Below are 18062 nucleotides of genomic sequence, written 5' to 3'. Positions count from 1 at the left end.
GCCCGCGCGCGGGCCGCCGCGATCCGCCTTCCCTTCCCCAGCCGGACGCCGCGCGCGTCCGGCGCGGAGTTCTGCTGCCAGGACGGCACCGACGAACCTGGAGCCCGACCATGCGCAACGCCCGCTTCGCCTTCGCCGCTTCCCCGCTCGCACTCGCCCTGTACGCGCTCGCGCCCGCCGCCCACGCCGGCAGCTTCGACGACTGGCCGACCAAATACGCTTTCTCCGACGGCACCGAAATTTCCGCCACGGCCAACTGGGCCTACGACGTCGTCGATTTCGACGGCGACGGCTACGGCACCGCCGCGACCCGGCTCAAGGACGACGGCCACTACCGCCGCCGCGAGTTCGGCATGAACCTGAAGAAGAAGGACGTCTACGACTTCACCGCGGTGTTCGACTTCGAGTCCAAGCTGTGGCTCGACGTGGCCCTGCGCCTGGAAACCAAAGCGCTGTTCGGCGCCGACTACGGCAAGGTCCGCGTCGGCTACTTCAAGACGCCGGTGAGCATGGAGAGCGTCGCCGCTTCGCGCACCGCGAGCATGATGGAACTGTCCGCCGCCTCGCAGGCGATCTTCGAAGGCCGCCGCACCGGCGTGGAGTGGTCGATCGAACGGCCGCGCTATGCGCTGACCGCCGGGTATTTCTTCGGCCACGACCTGCAGGGCGACAACCCGGGCACCACCGCCGCCGGGCGTGCGGTGTGGACGCCGATCAAGGAAAAAGACCGGGTGCTGCATCTGGGCCTGACCGGCTCGGTCGAAAACCCGCACGGCTTCACCGACGGCCGCGGCGCTTACTTCGGCCCCGCCGCGCGCTTCCGCGCGCGTCCGCTCAACGGCCTGACCGCGGTGCGGCTGGTCGATTCGGGCAGCCTGCGCGAGACCGACAAGATCGTGCGCAACGGTCTGGAAGCGCTGTGGATCGACGGGCCGTGGTCGGTGCAGGCCGAGTACCTGCGCGCGACCGCGCAACGCAACAACGGCCAGCGCGATTTCACCGCCGACGGCTACTACGTCACCGGCAGCTGGGTGGTCACCGGCGAAACCCGGCCCTACAGCGGCAACAACGTCGCCAACATCAAGCCCGCGCACGGCTATGGCGCGGTCGAGCTGCTGGCGCGCTACGGCCAGCTCGACCTCGACGACGGCGGCATCGCCGGCGGCAAGCAACGCGATTGGACCGTCGGCGCGAACTGGTACCTCACCACCCACTTCAAGTTCCAGGCCAACTACGTGCATGTGAAGGCGGATAAGGGATTGCTGGCGGCGGATCCGGATGTGGTGGAGGTGCGGGCGCAGGTGCAGTTCTGAAGCCGAAGCGGGGTTGGGGGTTAGGGGTTGGGGAACTGGAGGCGCGACGCGCTATGTCGAAGCGCGGCGGGCATCACGTCCGTCGCGATCGGCGCGCTGTCGATTGACCGCCATCTCACCCCAGTCCCGCTAATCTCGCCGAACCCGCGCCCCTTCAGTTCCCCAACCCCTACCCCCAACCCCGCTTCCGCCCCCATGCTCCACCACCGCCGCCGCCAGCTCCAGACCGCCGCCTGGATCGTCCTGATCCTCGCCGGCATGCTGCTGTCGGCGCTGGTCGCCGGACGCATCGCCTACGCGCAGGCGCTGCAGCGGCAGGCCGGCGAAGCCAGCGCCCTGCTCGCGCAGCGCGCGCAGGTGATCGAGCAGCACATCGACCGTTACCGGATCATGCCGGCGGTGCTGTCGCTGGATCCGCAATTGCGCGCCACGCTCGCCAACCCCAACGACACCGCGCAGCGCCAGCGCGCCAACGAGCGGCTGGTGCAGCTCAACTTCGCCAACCGCACCAGCACGCTGACGTTGATCGACCGCAGCGGCACCGGCTTGGCGGCGAGCAACTGGGACCAGCCCAACAGCAACGTCGGCTACTCCTACGCGTTCCGTCCGTACTTCCAGCAGGCGATGGCACGCGGCGCCGGCGAGTTCTACGCCATCGGCGTCACCACCGGCATCCCCGGCCATTTCATCGCCCGCGCGGTGCGCGACGAGCGCGGCGGCGCGGTCGGCGCGGTGGCGGTGAAGGTCGAGTTGGAAGACATCCGCTCGGACTGGAGCGAACGCGGCGATCTGGTCCTGCTCAGCGACAACCACGGCGTGGTGTTCCTGTCGGCGCAGCCGCTGTGGCGCTACCGCATGCTGCACGCGCTGTCGCCGGCTGAGCAGACCGAACTGCGCGAGACCCGCCAATACCAGAGCCAGCGCCTGCGCCCGGCCGCGTTCGAAGTACAGCGCGAAATCGACGGCGGCGCGCGCGTGGTGCGCTGGCGCGAACCGCGCCTGCGCGAGCCGATGCTGTGGCAGTCGCTGCATCTGGCGCGCGAGGACTGGACCTTGCACCTGCTGCGCGACGTCACCCCGAGCATCCGCACCGCCTGGATCGCGCGCGCGGTCGCCGCCGGCGCGTGGCTGCTGGCGGTGGCAGTGGCGCTGCTGCTGATCCAGCGCGGCCGCATCGCCGCGCTGCGCCTGCGCAGCCGGCAGGAACTCGAACGCATGGTCGAACACCACGCCGAAGCGCTGCGCAACGCGCAGGACGGCCTCGTGCACGCGGCGCGGCAGGCGAGCATGGGCGAAGGCCAGAGCCTGGAGCATTTGCCGCAAGGCGTCAGCGTGGTCGATGCGCAGTTGCGCTTGGTCGCCTGGAATCAGCGTTACGGCGAACTGTTCCGCTATCCGCCCGAGTTGCTGCAGGTCGGCCGGCCGATCGAGGACCTGATCCGCTTCAACGCCAAGCGCGGCTTGCTCGGCGCCGATCCGGAAGAAGCGATCAAGCGCCGTCTCGATCATCTGCTGCGCGGCCAGCCGTATCTGCACGAACGCGAGCGCCCCGACGGCACCGTGATCGAAATCCGCGGCAACCCGATGCCCGACGGCGGCTTCGTCACCAGCTACGCCGACATCACCGCCTACAAGCAGGCCGCGCGCGATCTGCGCACGCTCGCCGACAGTCTGGAACGCGGCATCGAACAGCGCACCAGCGACCTGCAGGCGGCCAAGGGCGAGGCCGAGCGCGCCAACCGCTCCAAGACCCGCTTCGTCGCCGCCGCGGTGCACGATCTGCTGCAGCCGCTCAACGCCGCGCGCATGTACCTATCGTCGCTGCGCCGGCGCGTGGACGACGTCGAGGGGCGCGAGCTGGCCGATCACATCGAAGCGGCGTTGGCGGCGCAGGACGACATCCTCTCCAGCCTGCTCGACATTTCGCGCCTGGAATCCGGCGCGCTGGAAGTGCGGCGCGCGGCGCTGCCGCTGGCGCGGGTGTTCGCCGCCATCGACAGCCAGTTCCGCATCCTCGCCCAGGCGCGCGGGCTGCGCCTGCACGTGCTGCCCACTCGCGTGCGGGTCGACAGCGACGAAGTGCTGCTGCGGCGGATCCTGCAGAACTTCGTCTCCAACGCGATGCAATTCACTCCGCGCGACGGCCGCATCGTGCTCGGCGCGCGGCGGCTGCGCGGCGGCGTGCGGATCGAGGTGTGGGACAGCGGGCCGGGCATCGCCGAGAACAAGCGCGAGCTGATCTTCGAGGAATTCCAGCGCCTGGACACCGGCGCGGACGCGCCGCAGCGCGGCGCCGGCTTGGGTCTGGCGATCGTGCGGCGGGTGGCGCGCCTGCTCGGCCATCGCGTCGCGGTGCGCTCCTGGCCCGGGCACGGCAGCGTGTTTTCGGTCGAGGCGCCGTATGCGCGCGAGACCGAGGCCGAAGCGGCGCCGGTCGCGCCGACGATCCACCCCGCCGCGGCCACCGCCGATCCCGATTCGCCGCTGCGCGGCCGCAAGGTCTGGGTGATCGACGACGATCTGCATTCGCGCCAGGCCGCGCTGCGGTTGCTGAGCGATTGGGGTTGCCTCGCCGACGGCGCCGCCAGCGCGGCCGAAGCGCTGACCCACGCCGACGCGCAACCGCCGCCGGATCTGCTGCTGCTCGATTACCGATTGGGCGAGAGCACCGGCTTCGAGCTCGGTACGCAGCTGGAAGCCAAGTGGAAGCGATTGCCGCCGGTGGTGTTGATGTCGGCCGACGCCGATCCGACGCTGCGGCCGCGCGCGGCGGAGCGCGATTGGCATTTCCTGCCGAAGCCGTTGAAGCCGGCGGCGTTGCGGGCGTTGGCGTCGCGGTTGGTCGGGCGCGGGGAATGAGGTTGCGACGTTAGCGAGGTGTCGCGGTCGCGGCTCGCGCCGCTCCTACAGTCGCTGCGTTGCGGCATCGAAGCCCTGTAGGAGCGGCGCAAGCCGCGACCACGACCCTTCGCTCACGACGCTACCCGCAACGCGGCTACGCCAACCCGCTCGCCCCATCGTGCACGCCGCCCTCGTCCTCCAACGCCAGCCCCTTCACCAACACCGCGGCCTGCGTGCGCGAATGGCAACCGAGCTTGCGCAGGATCGCGGTGACGTGAATCTTCACCGTGTTCTCCGCCAACGACAGCTCGTAAGCGATCTGCTTGTTGAGCAATCCGTCGGCCAAACGCAACAACACCCGCATCTGCTGCGGCGTCAGCTGCGCCAAACGGTCGGCCAACTGCGCGTCGCCTTCGTCGCGCTCGGCCTGCTGCGGCGGGAACCAGACGTTGCCGGCCAGCACCGCGCCGACCGCTTCGCCCAGCACCGCCGCCGGCGCCGACTTGGGCACGAAGCCCGACGCACCGAACTGCTGCGCGCGGCGGATCGTGCGCGGGTGTTCGTTGGAGGAAATGATCACCACCGGCAACTCGGGCCGTTCGCCGCGCGCGTACACCAGCGAGGAGAAGCCCATCGCGCCGGGCATCATCAGATCGAGCATGGCCAGATCGAAGGCCTCGCCGCTGCCGATCGCCGCTTCCAGCGCGCTTTGGCTGGCGACCTCGACCACGTGCGCGTTCGGCGCGATCTCGCCCAGCGCGTAGCGCAGCGCCGCCCGGAACATCGGGTGGTCGTCGGCGATCAGAAGGCGCAGGGCGGCGTCGGCCATGAGGAGTCCCAGTGGAAAGCGGGTCCGATCCTACACGCTCCGGCCGCGCGTCGGCGGCCTCGATCGTCGGGCCTGGAATGCGCGCCCGTCGCGGCGGAAAACCCATCCGTACCGAAGCTTCGCTCGCGGGACGCGGCCTACCCGCCCGAAAACATCGGAGCCGCTGCGTTCGCGCGGCGGCAGCCGCATCGGCGCCGGATCCGTCCTCGCAAAAACGAACGGGGCGGCCGAAGCCGCCCCGTTCATGCATCGCTGCTGCGAGCCGATCAGCCCAGCAGGTGGGCGACGCCGGCGCGCTCTTCTTCCAGCTCAGCCAGGGTCTTGTCCATGGCCTTGCGGCTGAACTCGTCGACTTCCAGGCCTTCCACGCGGGTGTATTCGCCGTTGGCGGTGATCACCGGCACGCCGTACATGACGCCTTCCGGGATGCCGTAGCTGCCGTCCGACGGCACGCCCATGGTCACCCACTTGCCGTCGCTGCCCAGCACCCAGTCGCGGATGTGGTCGATGGCGGCGTTGGCGGCCGAGGCGGCCGAGGACAGGCCGCGCGCTTCGATGATCGCCGCGCCGCGCTTGCCGACCTGCGGGATGAAGGTGTCGGCGTTCCAGGCGGCGTCGTTGATCTTGTCCTTCAGCGACGCGCCGCCGGCCTTGGCGAAGCGGTAGTCCGGATACATGGTCGGGCTGTGGTTGCCCCACACGATCAGGTTCTCGATGTCGCCCACGGCGACGCCGGCCTTGGCGGCGAGCTGGCTCAGCGCGCGGTTGTGGTCCAGGCGCAGCATCGCGGTGAAGTTCTTCGCCGGCAGATCCGGCGCCGACTTCATGGCGATGTAGGCGTTGGTGTTGGCCGGGTTGCCGACCACCAGCACCTTGACGTTGCGCGAGGCGACCTTGTTCAGCGCGGCGCCCTGGGCGGTGAAGATCTTGGCGTTCTCCAGCAGCAGGTCCTTGCGCTCCATGCCCGGGCCGCGCGGACGCGCGCCGACCAGCAGGGCGATGTCGGCGTCCTTGAACGCCACTTCCGCGTCGTCGGTGCCGACGATGCCGGCCAGCAGCGGGAACGCGCAGTCTTCCAGTTCCATGATCACGCCCTTGAGCGCGGCCTGGGCCTTCTCCAGCGGCAGTTCCAGCAGCTGCAGGATCACCGGCTGGTCCTTGCCGAGCATTTCGCCGGAGGCGATGCGGAACAGCAGCGAGTAGCCGATCTGGCCGGCTGCGCCGGTGACGGCAACGCGGACGGGAGTCTTCATCGAGGTGTTTCCTTCGCTAGTGAACGTTGAGGCGGGCGCGGAGCCCGCTAGTAGTTGGAGGACGCGCGCCGTTACAGCCGGTAGCCGAGCGGCGCGAGCTTGTCCTTGATCTGGTCGGGGTTGTAGCCGTAGACGATGTCCTGGCCGACGATGGTGACCGGCACGCCGCGCGCGCCGACCGCGGCCATGGCGCGCTGGCCCTGCTCGGTGTCGACGTCGATCAGGGTGTAGCGCACCTCGGCGAGTTCGAAGTCCTTGCGCAGTTTTTCGCAATAGCCGCACCACTGCGCGGCGAGCATGACGATGCGCTTGTCGCCGGTGGTGTGGCGCGGATCGTCCGGCGCGAGTTGCGCCGGACGCGAGCCGAACCACTGCTGCGGCAGGCCGCCGCTCATGGCGAACTTGGCGCCGACCGCACCCACGGCGAGCGCGGCCACGACGAACAACACGGTGGTGACGCGCATGACCTCGTCCTTCTCGTCGCGGGCGGGCGGCTTCGCCGGGCTCAGGCGAGCTCGGCGAAGAACTCCTGGAACCGCTGCAGGCCGGGGGCCAGCTGCGGGGTCGGACAGGTGTAGCTGATGCGCAGCGCGCGCGGCTCGCCGAACGCCGAGCCCGGCACGCAGGCCACGCCCTTGGTTTCCAGCAGCGCGTTGCACAGGTCCATGTCGTTGCCGATCTTCAGGCCGCTGGGCTGATGGGTCTTGCCGAAGGCGACGCTGATGTCCGGGAACACGTAGAACGCGCCCTGCGGACGCGGGCAGACCACGCCGGGAATCGCGTTCATCACCGCCATGACCTGATCGCGCTTGGCCTGGAATTCGGCGCACTTCTGCGTCGGCACGTCCTGCGGGCCCGACAGCGCGGCGACCGCGGCGGCGGTGACGATCTCCGGCACGTTGGTGATGTGGTTGGAGTTCATCGTCGTCACCGCCTGGGCGACGGCTTCCGGACCGGCCATGAAGCCCACGCGCCAACCCGGCATGCCGTAGGTCTTGGACAACGAGTCGATGAAGATCACCCGGTCGCGCAGCTCGGGACGCGAGTGCACGAAGTTGTGGTAGCCCAGGCCGTCGAACACCATGCGGTTGTAGATGTCGTCGGTGATGACCCAGGTGTCCGGGTACTTGACGAGCACCGCGGCCAGCGCGTCGATCTCTTCCTTCGAATAGACCATGCCGGTCGGGTTCGAGGGATTGTTGAACAAGAACACGCGCGGCTTCTTCGCCAGTGCGGCGTCGAGCTGTTCCGGGGTGAGCTTGTAGTCCTGCGAGGCCGGGCACGGCAGCAGGTCGATCTTGGCGTTGACGATCTCGGCGATGTCGAGATAGCTGGTCCAGTACGGGGTCGGGAAGACGATGGTGTCGCCTTCGTCGAGCAGCGCTTCGGCGATGTTGTAGATGACGTGCTTGGCGCCGATGCCGGTCGCGCAGTTGACGCGGCCGTAGCCGGTCAGGCCGACCTTGCCCATGTGTTCGATGAACGCGTCCAGCAGCGCGTCGGCGCCGCGGTTGCTGCCGTACTGGCCGCTGTCTTTGGCCAGCGCTTCGCGCACGGCGGCGTAGACGTGATCGCCGGGCAGGAAGTTGGGGACGCCGATGGAGAAGCTGATGATGTCGCGGCCTTCGGCCTTGAGCCGCTTGGCCTTTTCGGCAACCTGCATGATCGCGCTGGGCTTGGCGCGACCGATGCGCCGGGCGAGCTGGGGCATCGTGTAAACCTCGTGGGGTGGTGTACGACGGAGCGAGGATGGACGGCGCCGGAAGCAGCGGCGCGGCGCGCGCAGGCGCCGGGCGGCGGCTTGCGGAAAGCGCCGCGATTACCGCTGCTTCGAGCCGCAAAATGGTAGCACAGCGGCACCGCCGGGCCGGCGCGCCGGCCACGCGCAGGCCGCACCGGGGCCGGTCCGCCGGCGTGCGCGATGCGGCGGCCGGGCTTGCCGGATCGGCGGCTTCGCCCGGCGGGCGGCGGCGGCGGGACGAGCGCGGCGGCGGAGCGCCAGCGCGCGCCTCGGCGGATCAGCCACGGCGGCGGCGGATCGCCTCGACCGCCTGGACTCGCGCCACTCGGCGAATCGGCTGAACCACCCCTGCGCGGGGCGCCGCCCGAAAACGGCAAAGGCGGCCGAACGGCCGCCTTTGCTGAAACACCTCGCCGCCGCCGCGTCCGCCGCGCGCGGCGAACGGACGGACCGGCGGAAAACCGGCTTACGGACGCGCCTGGGCGTCGAGCACCTTGTTCCACTCGGCCACGCGCTCGGCCTTGGCGGCCAGCACGGCGGCGGTGTCGCCCTCGATCTTGACCGAGTTGATCTTGTCGCCCTGCTGCACGGTGTCGACGATCTCCTGGCCTTCCAGCACCTTGCCGAACACGGTGTGCTTGCCGTCGAGCCAGTCGCAGACGATGTGGGTGATGAAGAACTGGCTGCCGTTGGTGCCCGGGCCGGCGTTGGCCATCGACAGCACGCCGCGCTGGTGGCCCAGGCCGTTGCGGGTCTCGTCCTCGAAGCGGTAGCCCGGGCCGCCGGTGCCGGTGCCCTGGGGGCAGCCGCCCTGGATCATGAAGTTCGGGATCACGCGGTGGAAGTTCAGGCCGTCGTAGAAGCCGCGCTGGGCCAGATTGACGAAGTTGGCGACGGTCAGCGGCGCCTTCTCGGCGGCGAGTTCGACGCGGATCGGGCCGCGCGAGGTGTCGAAAGTGGCGATCAGGCTCATGCAACGTGCTCCAGAGGGGGCGATGGGGATGGGGGTGACTCGTCGCTGGCCGAGATGGCGGCGGCGGAGCCGATCCACAAGGGTACCGAAGCGCCGATCGACGCGCCGCCCGCCCGAAGCCCGTAGGAGCGGCGTAAGCCGCGACCGCCCAAAGCCCGGCCCCTGCAACCGCAACGGCCGCCCCGAGACCCCGCCCCCCGGCCGGGCCCGCCTTTCGCATCGCCCGAAGAGATCCGAGCCGGGCGCCAGCGTTTCCAGGAAACGGCGCGTTTTTCGCGGGTTTCGGTCCGGCGTCGCCGGGTCGCGGCTCACGCCGCTCCTACAGGGTGACCCCCAAACCCGGCGCGCCCCCGTTCAGTCCCTCAGCCCCCTGAACAAAAATCCCCGCCCGCACAGGCGTTTGCCGCATTTGCCCCGTATAATGGCCGGCTTCCTTCCAACATCTAGGCGCCTTCCGGCGTCCTCTCGCATGTCCATCGAACGCCTGCGCAATATCGCCATCGTCGCCCACGTCGACCATGGCAAGACCACCCTCGTCGACTGTCTGTTGAAGCAGTCGGGCACCCTGTCCGAGCGCACGGTGCTGGCCGAGCGCGCGATGGACAGCAACGACCAGGAAAAAGAACGCGGCATCACCATCCTGGCCAAGAACACCGCCATCACCTGGCAGGGCAACCGCATCAACATCGTCGACACCCCGGGCCACGCCGACTTCGGCGGCGAGGTCGAGCGCGTGCTGTCGATGGTCGACTCGGTGCTGATCCTGGTCGACGCGATGGACGGCCCGATGCCGCAGACCCGCTTCGTCACCCAGAAGGCCTTCGCGATGGGCTTCAAGCCGATCGTCGTGGTCAACAAGATCGACCGCCCGGGCGCGCGTCCGGATTGGGTCATCGACCAGGTGTTCGACCTGTTCGACAAGCTCGGCGCCACCAACGAGCAGCTCGACTTCCCGATCGTCTACGCCTCGGCGCTGCACGGCTACGCCAGCCTCGACGACGCCGCGCGCTCGGGCGACATGACCCCGCTGTACGAAGCGATCATGAAGCACGTCCCGCCGCCGGAAGTCGATCTCGACGGCCCGTTCCAGATGCGCATCAGCCAGCTCGACTACAGCAACTTCGTCGGCCTGATCGGCATCGGCCGCATCCAGCGCGGCAAGGTCAAGAAGAACATGCCGGTCAGCGTGGTCGACCGCGAAGGCAAGAAGCGCCAGGGCAAGATCGTGCAGGTGCTGGGCTTCATGGGCCTGGAGCGCATCGAGGCCGAGGAAGCCGAGGCCGGCGACATCGTCGCCATCGCCGGCGTCACCGACCTGTCGATCTCCGACACCGTGTGCGCGCTCGACGCGCCCGAAGCGCTGCCGGCGCTGACCGTGGACGAGCCGACCATCAGCATGACCTTCCAGGTCAACAACTCGCCGTTCGCCGGCCACAAGGAATACAGCGGCGGCAAGTTCCTCACCAGCCGCCAGCTGCGCGAGCGCCTGGAGCGCGAAACCCTGCACAACGTGGCGCTGAAGGTCGAGGAAGGTTCCGACCCGGACAAGTTCCTGGTCTCCGGCCGCGGCGAACTGCACCTGTCGGTGCTGATCGAGAACATGCGCCGCGAAGGCTTCGAGCTGGCCGTGTCGCGCCCGGAAGTCATCATCAAGGAAATCGACGGCAAGCTGATGGAGCCGATCGAACAACTGGTGGTCGACATCGAAGAGCAGCACCAGGGCGGCGTGATGGAGAAGCTCGGCATCCGCAAGGCCCAGCTCAAGAACATGGAGCCCGACGGCAAGGGCCGCGTGCGTCTGGATTACATGATCCCGGCGCGCGGCCTGATCGGCTTCCAGAACGAGTTCCGCACCCTGACCCAGGGTTCGGGCCTGCTGTTCCACGTGTTCGACCATTACGGCCCGAAGGAAACCGGCACCATCGCCAAGCGCCTGAACGGCGTGATGATCGCCAACGCGCCGGGCGCCACGCCCGCCTACGCGCTGGGCCCGCTGGAAGAGCGCGGCCGCCTGTTCGCCGCCGAAGGCGACAACGTGTACGAAGGCCAGCTGATCGGCATCCACTCCAAGGACAACGATCTGACCGTCAACGCGATCAAGACCAAGCCGCTGACCAACATGCGCGCTTCGGGCAAGGACGACGCGATCAAGCTGACCCCGGCGATCAAGTACACGCTGGAGCAGGCGCTGGACTTCATCGAGGACGACGAGCTGGTCGAAGTCACGCCGAAGGAAATCCGCCTGCGCAAGAAGTTCCTCACCGAAAGCGACCGCAAGCGCGCCTCGCGCGCCGCGTAAGCCAGCCGAACAGGGCGCCGCGAGGCGCCCTGTTTTTTTGTACCGAAGCCGGCGCGGCGCGCGTTGCGCCCGAACCCGGCCGCGAAGCGTCGAAGCATCCCGTTCGGCACGGGACATCGGCGCGGCGCGACGCCAAGATGGGTCGCGCCGATACCCGGGCTAGAACGGACATCGATACCCGCATCGCGAAGACGCGCAGCGCCTGCGACCTCGCGTTTCGGCAAAATCGGGCTGCGCGGGGCCGAGCCGGACCCGCCGCGAACGCCGCCGGCTTGAACCGCGGCGCCCGCGCCCCAAGAGTTGCGATTCCGCCGCCGCGTTCCGGCGCGGCGCGGGGTCGCGGGCCTCCCCCATCCGGCACGTCGCGCCGGGCGCGGGACCGCCGCTCCCGCACGGCACGGCCGGAGTTCCCGGCGCTCGATGAGGATCCAAGCCGCATGCGTCCGCTTCCCCCGCTCCGCCTGCCCGCTGCAACGTCCCGCCCGCGCGGCCCCCGCTCCGCCGCCGGCGCGCGCCCGCGATGAACCCCGGCGACGCGCACTACAACGCCGACCCCAAGGCCCACCCGGGCCTGCACGTCATCGCCATGGTCGAAGCGGTCAAGGGCCTGCTCGCCCTGTCGGCCGCCAGCGGCCTGGAACTGCTCGGCCCCGCGCCGCTGCAGCGCTGGATCGAGGAACTCATCCGCCGCTTCCACCTGGACCCCGAGCACGGCTCGATGGCCTGGCTCGCGCACAGCATCAGCCCCGGCTCGGTGCATCTGGCCGCCGGCATCGTGTCCGCCTACGCCGCCCTGCACCTGTTCGAGGCCTGGGGCCTGTGGAAGGCCAAGGCCTGGGCCTCGTGGCTGGGCTGCGTCGGCGCCGCGCTGTACCTGCCGTTCGACATCTTCGCGATGATCCGCCACCCGGGCTGGCTCGCCAGCGCGGTTCTCATAATCAACGTGATCGTGGTTTGGGTTCTCGCCCGCGACATTCTCAAACGTCGTCACTGATACGTAAGGAATGTGCGCGCCATCGAACGGCGCGCGGGCGATGTCTGCGCAAACGGTACGCAACGGGAAATCGCCGCCGGCGGGCGCCGCGCGGCCGCGCGCGCGTTGGCGACGTCCGCACTGAACGGCGCGCGCATTCGTGGCGCGCTTCGCGTCCGTAGCGGCCTCCAATCACAGCCATCGCGGCGCGCGCGGGTGTATCGTGGATCGGTCGCGGCCGCGCGCCGCGACGGCGCGTCTCGCATCGCGTCCAGCGCCTCCACCCCTGCAAGAGGAACGCTCATGAAGACCTGGTCCAAGCCCAAGATCGTCGAAATCCCGTGCGGTTGCGAAATCAACTCGTACTCGTCCGGCGATCTGTTCTGAGCATGTCCGCTTCCGCCGTCGCCCGGCGCGCGCGGCCGCGCACTCGCCCCACGGACCGCGCTTCGGGCCGTCGGTGATGCGCATCCTCGTGCTCGGAGCGGCGGCCGGCGGCGGCTATCCGCAGTGGAACTGCAACACGCCCGGCAGCCGCCGGGCGTGGCGCGAAGAGGACGGCGCCAAGCGCCGCAGCCAGGCCAGCATCGCGGTCAGCGCCGACGGCGAACGCTGGCTGCTGATCAACGCCTCGCCCGATTTCCGCCAGCAAGTGCTGGCGCTGCCGCCGCTGTGGCCGCGCCACGGCCTGCGCCACTCGCCGATCGAGGCGGTGCTGCTGAGCAGCGGCGAGATCGACCACATCGCCGGCCTGCTGTCGATGCGCGAACGCCAGCGCTTCGACCTGTGGGCCAGCGCGCGCGTGCTCGAACTGCTCGCGCTCAATCCGATCTTCGATGCGCTGCATCCCGATTACGTGGCGCGCAAGCCGCTCGCGTTGGAGGCGCCGGTCGAGATCGACGGCGTCGACGCGCCGCTGGGCTTGCGCGTGACCGCGTTCGCGGTGCCGGGCAAGGTGCCGTTGTTCATGGAGTCGCGCAGCGAAAGCCTGCAGGGCAACGACGACGACACGGTCGGCCTGGAAATCTCCGACGGCCGCGAACGCTTCTACTACATCCCCGGCTGCGCCGCGCTCACGCCGACCTTGCGCGAGCGCCTGCGCGGCGCCGCGCTGGTGTTCTTCGACGGCACCTTGTGGCGCGACGACGAAATGCAGCGCGCCGGCGTCGGCGCCAAGACCGGCGCGCGCATGGGCCATATGAGCATCGACGGCGGCAACGGCGACGACGACGCCGGCACGCTCGGCGCGTTCGCCGATCTCGACGTGCGCCGCAAGCTGTTCATCCACCTCAACACCACCAACCCCGTTCTCGACGAAGCCTCGCCCGAGCGCGCGCGGGTGCGCGCGCAAGGCTGGGAAGTCGCCGAGGACGGAATGGAACTCACGCTATGAACGCCGCAGCCGCCCGCGCCGCGGCGCCCGCGCGCGCGCAGACCGACGCGCCGCTGTCGCCGCAGCAACTCGAAGCGCGCCTGCGCGCCATCGGCGCCGAGCGCTATCACGACCAGCATCCCTTCCACGCGCTGCTGCACGGCGGCCGGCTCGACCGCGGCCAGGTCCAGGCCTGGGCGTTGAACCGTTTCGAGTATCAGCGCTGCATCCCGCTCAAGGACGCCGCCCTGCTCGCCCGCATCGAGGATCCGCAACTGCGCCGCGTCTGGCGCCAGCGCATCGTCGATCACGACGGCGAGCGCGAAGGCGACGGCGGCATCGCCCGTTGGCTGCGCCTGACCGATGCGCTGGGGCTGGAACGCGAACTGGTCGAATCCGGCCGCGCGCTGCTGCCGGCGACGCGCTTCGCGGTGCAGGCCTATATCCATTTCGTGCGCGAACGCAGCTTGCTCGAAGCGATCGCGTCGTCGCTGACCGAACTGTTCGCGCCGACCATCATCGGCCAGCGCGTCGCCGGCATGCTGGCCAACTACGACTTCGTGTCCAAGGACGCGCTGGCCTACTTCGATTCGCGCCTGCATCAGGCGCCGCAGGACGCCGACTTCGCCCTGGACTACGTCAAGCGCCACGCGCTGACCCGCGAGCAGCAAGAATCGGTGCAAGCCGCGCTGCGCTTCAAATGCGACGTGCTGTGGTCGATGCTCGACGCGCTGCATCTGGCCTACGTCGAACCGCGCCTGGTCCCGCCCGGCGCGTTCCGCCCGCAGGAGCCGCGGCCATGACCGCCACCGTCATCGACGCCGGCAGCGTGATGCGCTTTCCGGTCGGCGTGCGCCTGCAGCACGACCGCGCGCGCGAGCGCTGGGTGTTGCTGGCGCCGGAGCGGGTGCTCGAACTCGACGACATCGCCCACGCGGTGCTGACCCACGTCGACGGCCGCTCCGACGTGGAGGCCATCGTCGCCGCGCTGGCGCGCGAGTACGGCGCCGACGCCGGCGAGATCTACGGCGACGTGATCGACCTGTTCTCCACCTTGCTGGAGAAACGCATGCTGGCGTTCGCGCCGCAGCTGTCGTGAACGCGCGCCCGGCCGACGCCTTCGCCGCGCCCGCGCCGCCGTTGGCGGTGTTGCTGGAACTCACCCATCGCTGCCCGCTGGCGTGTCCGTACTGCTCCAACCCGCTGCAGCTGGTCGGGTTGCGTCAGGAGCTCGATACCGCGCAATGGCGCCGCGTGCTCGAACAAGCCGCCGACCTCGGCGTGCTGCAAGCGCATTTCTCCGGCGGCGAGCCGACCTTGCGCAAGGATTTGGCCGAATTGCTGCGCCACGCCCGCGCGCACGGCCTGTATTGCAACCTGATCACCTCCGGCGTCGGCCTGAGCCGCGAGCGTTTGATCGAACTGCTCGACGCCGGCCTCGACCATCTGCAGCTGAGCCTGCAGGACAGCCGCGCCGCCGGCGCCGACCGCATCGCCGGCTACCAGGGCGCGCACGCGCGCAAGCTCGAATTGGCGCGCTGGTGCGCCGAACTGGAACTGCCGCTGACGCTCAACGCGGTGATCCATCGCCACAACGCCGAGCGCGTCGGCGAGATGATCGAACTGGCGCTGGAACTCGGCGCGGGGCGGCTGGAAGTCGCGCACACCCAGTACTACGGCTGGGGTTTGAAGAACCGCGCCGCGCTGTTGCCCACGCGCGAGCAGTTCGACGCGGTCACCGCCGTGGTCGAAGCCGCGCGCGTGCGGCTGCGCGGGCGTCTGACCATCGATTACGTCACGCCGGATTACTACGCGCGCCGGCCCAAGCCGTGCATGGGCGGGTGGGCGCAGCGTTTTCTCAACGTCACGCCCGAAGGCAAGGTGTTGCCCTGCCATGCGGCCGAGACCATCGAAGGGCTGCGCTTCGACAGCGTGCTCGAGCGCGGCCTGGACGAGATCTGGCGCGATTCGGAAGCGTTCAACCGTTATCGCGGCACGGCGTGGATGCCGGAGCCTTGCCGCGGCTGCGAACACCGCGAACGCGATTGGGGCGGGTGCCGGTGTCAGGCGCTGGCGTTGAGCGGGCGCGCGGATACGCTCGATCCGGTGTGCGAGAAGTCGCCGGACCATGCGGGGTTGCGCGCGTTGGTGGAGAGCGAATCGCGCGCGGAGGCGCCGGAGTTCGTGTATCGGCGGATTCGGCCGGGTGGGTCGGCATCGGGGTGACGGCGCGGTCGCGGGGTTCGTCGTTGGTGTGGGTTCGTGGTCGCGGCTTGCGCCGCTCCTACAGGTAGGCCATGCGGGACTCGTCGTGGGTGTGGGTTCGTGGTCGCGGCTTACGCCGCTCCTACAGGTAGGCCGTGCGGGACTCGTCGTGGGTGCGGGTTCGCGGTCGCGGCTTACGCCGCTCCTACAGGTAGGCCATGCGGGACTCGTCGTGGGTGCGGGTTCGCGGTCGCGGCTTGCGCCGCTCCTACAGGTAGGCCATGCGGGACTCGTCGTTGGCGTCGGTTCGCGGTCGCGGCTTGCGCCGCTCCTACAGGTAGGCCGTGCGGGACTCGTCGTTGGCGTGGGTTCGCGGTCGCGGCTTGCGCCGCTGCTACAGGTAGGCCGTGCGGGTTCGTCGGTCGCGCGGCTCACTGCGGCTCACCCGGTGTGCGCGCCGCCACGCTACGAAAGCGCGCTCCGACCGCCGGTGCCGCGCGATCCTCCGTCCGCGCCGCGGCCGGCTCCCGCGCGGCGCCGGCGCGGGCATACTCGCTGCGATTCCTCCGTCGCCCGGAACCGGCCATGCCCGCCCTGTCTTTCGCGCCGCGCCCGAGCGCGCTCGCCTTCGCCCTCGCCTGCGCCTGCACGCTGGCCGGTTGCGCCAGCGGCGCCGCGCCGCGGCCGCCGCAGCCCATCGCCAAGGCCGCCGCGCAGGCGCCGCGCGATTTCGTGCCCGGCGACCCGCTGCGCATCGCCGAAACCGACACCGCCACCCTGGCTGCGCGCATGGCCGGCGGCGAACTCACCAGCGCGCGCCTGACCCAGGCCTACCTCGACCGCATCGCCGCGCTCGACGACGCCGGCCCGCAGCTCAACGCGGTGATCGAACTCAATCCCAACGCGCTGAGCGAAGCGCGCGCGCTCGACGAGGAGCGCAAGGCCGGCCATCCGCGCGGACCGCTGCACGGCATTCCGGTGCTGATCAAGGACAACATCGACGCGACGCCGATGGTCAACTCCGCCGGCTCGCTGGCGCTGGCGACGCACCGGCCCAAGCAGGACGCGCCGCTGGTCGCGGCCTTGCGCAAGGCCGGCGCGGTGATCCTCGGCAAGACCAACCTCAGCGAGTGGGCCAACTTCCGTTCCGACCGCTCGATCTCCGGCTGGAGCGGGCGCGGCGGCCTCACCCGCAATCCCTACGCGCTCGACCGCAGCGCCTGCGGCTCCAGCAGCGGTACCGGCGCGGCGATCGCCGCGAGTCTGGCCGCGGTCGGCGTGGGCACGGAGACCGACGGCAGCATCCTGTGTCCGTCGGCGATGAACGGGTTGGTCGGGTTCAAGCCCAGCGTCGGCTTGGTCAGCCGCGCCGGCATCGTGCCGATTTCGCACAGCCAGGACACCGCCGGCCCGATGGCGCGCAGCGTCGCCGATGCCGCGCAGTTGCTCAACGCCCTCGCCGCCGCCGAAGCCGGCGGCGACAGCGCCGCCCAAGCCGCCGCCGGCCAGCACGCGCAGGACTTCGTCGCCGCGCTCGATGCCGACGCCCTGCACGGCGCGCGCCTGGGCCTGCTGCAGGGCACCGGGGTCAAGACCCATCCCGACCAGGACGCCGCGCTGCAACGCACGCTCAAGGCGCTGCGCGAGGCCGGCGCGACCGTCATCGACGTGCGCTTGCCGACCCAGGGCAAATGGGACGCGGCCGAATTCGAGGTGCTGCTGTACGAATTCAAGGACGGCCTGCAGCGCTATCTGCGCGACAGCGACGCGCCGGTGAAGACGCTCGACGAGCTGATCGCCTTCAACCGCGCCAACGCCGCGCGCGAGATGCCGTTCTTCGGCCAGGAACTGTTCGAGCAGGCGGCGAAGAAAGGCCCGCTGACCGACGCCGCCTACCGCAAGGCCGCCGCGCAGGCGCGTTCGCTCGCCGGCGCGCAGGGCATCGACGCGCTGATGAAGAAGCACAAGCTCGACGCGCTGATCGCGCCGGCCACGGCGCCCGCGTTCACCGTCGACCCGGTCAACGGCGACGCCTTCGGCGGCTCCAGCTGGGGCGCGGCCGCGGTCGCCGGCTACCCGAGCCTGACCGTGCCGATGGGCGAAGCGCACGGCCTACCGCTCGGCCTGGTCTTCATGGGCCGGCGCTGGGACGACGCCAAGCTGCTCTCGCTGGGCTACGCCTACGAGCAGATCGCGCAGGCGCGCACGGCGCCGAAGTATCGGGTGACGTTGAGTCCTTGAAGCGGATCGGGCGCGGGCTTCG

Annotated in this window: 15 protein-coding genes; 10 read left to right on the top strand and 5 right to left on the bottom strand. The window is 70.0% G+C overall.

Annotated elements, in window-relative coordinates:
• Positions 1-110 precede the first annotated feature (110 nt).
• Positions 111-1313, top strand: a complete 1203-nt coding sequence (locus J5226_RS11300; protein WP_215839974.1) for a porin — start codon at positions 111-113, stop codon at positions 1311-1313.
• Between the two features lie 195 nt (positions 1314-1508).
• Positions 1509-4172, top strand: coding sequence for a PAS-domain containing protein (locus J5226_RS11295; protein WP_215839973.1), 2664 nt, complete (start codon positions 1509-1511; stop codon positions 4170-4172).
• Positions 4173-4308: 136 nt separating this feature from the next.
• Here the strand turns inward: J5226_RS11295 and J5226_RS11290 are convergent, their stop codons facing one another.
• From J5226_RS11290 to J5226_RS11270, 5 genes are all read right to left on the bottom strand, one after another.
• Positions 4309-4983, bottom strand: coding sequence for a response regulator transcription factor (locus J5226_RS11290; RefSeq protein ID WP_215839972.1), 675 nt, complete (start codon positions 4981-4983; stop codon positions 4309-4311).
• A gap of 266 nt (positions 4984-5249) precedes the next feature.
• Entirely contained in the window at positions 5250-6236 is a 987-nt protein-coding gene (locus tag J5226_RS11285) for a malate dehydrogenase (protein WP_215839971.1), read from the bottom strand.
• Positions 6237-6307: 71 nt separating this feature from the next.
• Positions 6308-6700, bottom strand: a complete 393-nt coding sequence (locus tag J5226_RS11280; protein WP_215839970.1) for a glutaredoxin family protein — start codon at positions 6698-6700, stop codon at positions 6308-6310.
• A 41-nt stretch (positions 6701-6741) separates the two neighbouring features.
• Complete coding sequence (locus tag J5226_RS11275; RefSeq protein WP_215839969.1) at positions 6742-7947, bottom strand: pyridoxal phosphate-dependent aminotransferase; 1206 nt, start codon at positions 7945-7947, stop codon at positions 6742-6744.
• A gap of 496 nt (positions 7948-8443) precedes the next feature.
• Positions 8444-8950, bottom strand: a complete 507-nt coding sequence (locus tag J5226_RS11270; protein WP_215839968.1) for a peptidylprolyl isomerase — start codon at positions 8948-8950, stop codon at positions 8444-8446.
• A 469-nt stretch (positions 8951-9419) separates the two neighbouring features.
• Here J5226_RS11270 and typA point away from each other — a divergent pair, with 469 nt between their 5' ends.
• The 8 genes from typA (at position 9420) to J5226_RS11230 (ending at position 18040) form a co-directional block, all read left to right on the top strand.
• Complete coding sequence (gene typA, locus J5226_RS11265) at positions 9420-11249, top strand: translational GTPase TypA (RefSeq protein WP_215839967.1); 1830 nt, start codon at positions 9420-9422, stop codon at positions 11247-11249.
• 520 nt (positions 11250-11769) lie between these two features.
• Positions 11770-12243, top strand: coding sequence for a DUF2127 domain-containing protein (locus J5226_RS11260; protein WP_215839966.1), 474 nt, complete (start codon positions 11770-11772; stop codon positions 12241-12243).
• A 12-nt stretch (positions 12244-12255) separates the two neighbouring features.
• Complete coding sequence (gene pqqA / locus J5226_RS11255) at positions 12256-12609, top strand: pyrroloquinoline quinone precursor peptide PqqA (RefSeq protein ID WP_215839965.1); 354 nt, start codon at positions 12256-12258, stop codon at positions 12607-12609.
• A gap of 76 nt (positions 12610-12685) precedes the next feature.
• A complete protein-coding gene (gene pqqB / locus J5226_RS11250) occupies positions 12686-13615 on the top strand; it encodes a pyrroloquinoline quinone biosynthesis protein PqqB (protein WP_215839964.1) in 930 nt (309 codons plus the stop codon).
• The gene (gene pqqC, locus J5226_RS11245; protein WP_215839963.1) at positions 13612-14397 is read left to right on the top strand and encodes a pyrroloquinoline-quinone synthase PqqC; all 786 of its coding nucleotides are present in this window, start codon (positions 13612-13614) and stop codon (positions 14395-14397) included. The genes pqqB and pqqC overlap by 4 nt, the downstream gene beginning before the upstream one ends.
• A gap of 29 nt (positions 14398-14426) precedes the next feature.
• Positions 14427-14693: a pyrroloquinoline quinone biosynthesis peptide chaperone PqqD gene (gene pqqD, locus J5226_RS11240; protein ID WP_215840395.1), complete on the top strand. Its 267-nt coding sequence runs from the start codon at positions 14427-14429 to the stop codon at positions 14691-14693.
• Positions 14690-15820, top strand: a complete 1131-nt coding sequence (pqqE, locus tag J5226_RS11235) for a pyrroloquinoline quinone biosynthesis protein PqqE (RefSeq protein ID WP_215839962.1) — start codon at positions 14690-14692, stop codon at positions 15818-15820. Before pqqD ends, pqqE begins: the two co-directional genes overlap by 4 nt.
• Positions 15821-16384: 564 nt before the next feature.
• Entirely contained in the window at positions 16385-18040 is a 1656-nt protein-coding gene (locus tag J5226_RS11230) for an amidase (protein WP_215839961.1), read from the top strand.
• Positions 18041-18062 lie beyond the last annotated feature (22 nt).

It is taken from the genome of Lysobacter sp. K5869, from assembly GCF_018847975.1.
Taxonomy (GTDB): domain Bacteria; phylum Pseudomonadota; class Gammaproteobacteria; order Xanthomonadales; family Xanthomonadaceae; genus Lysobacter.
Note: the sequence above shows the minus strand (reverse complement) of the source record. Positions and strands in the feature narration are given on the sequence as shown.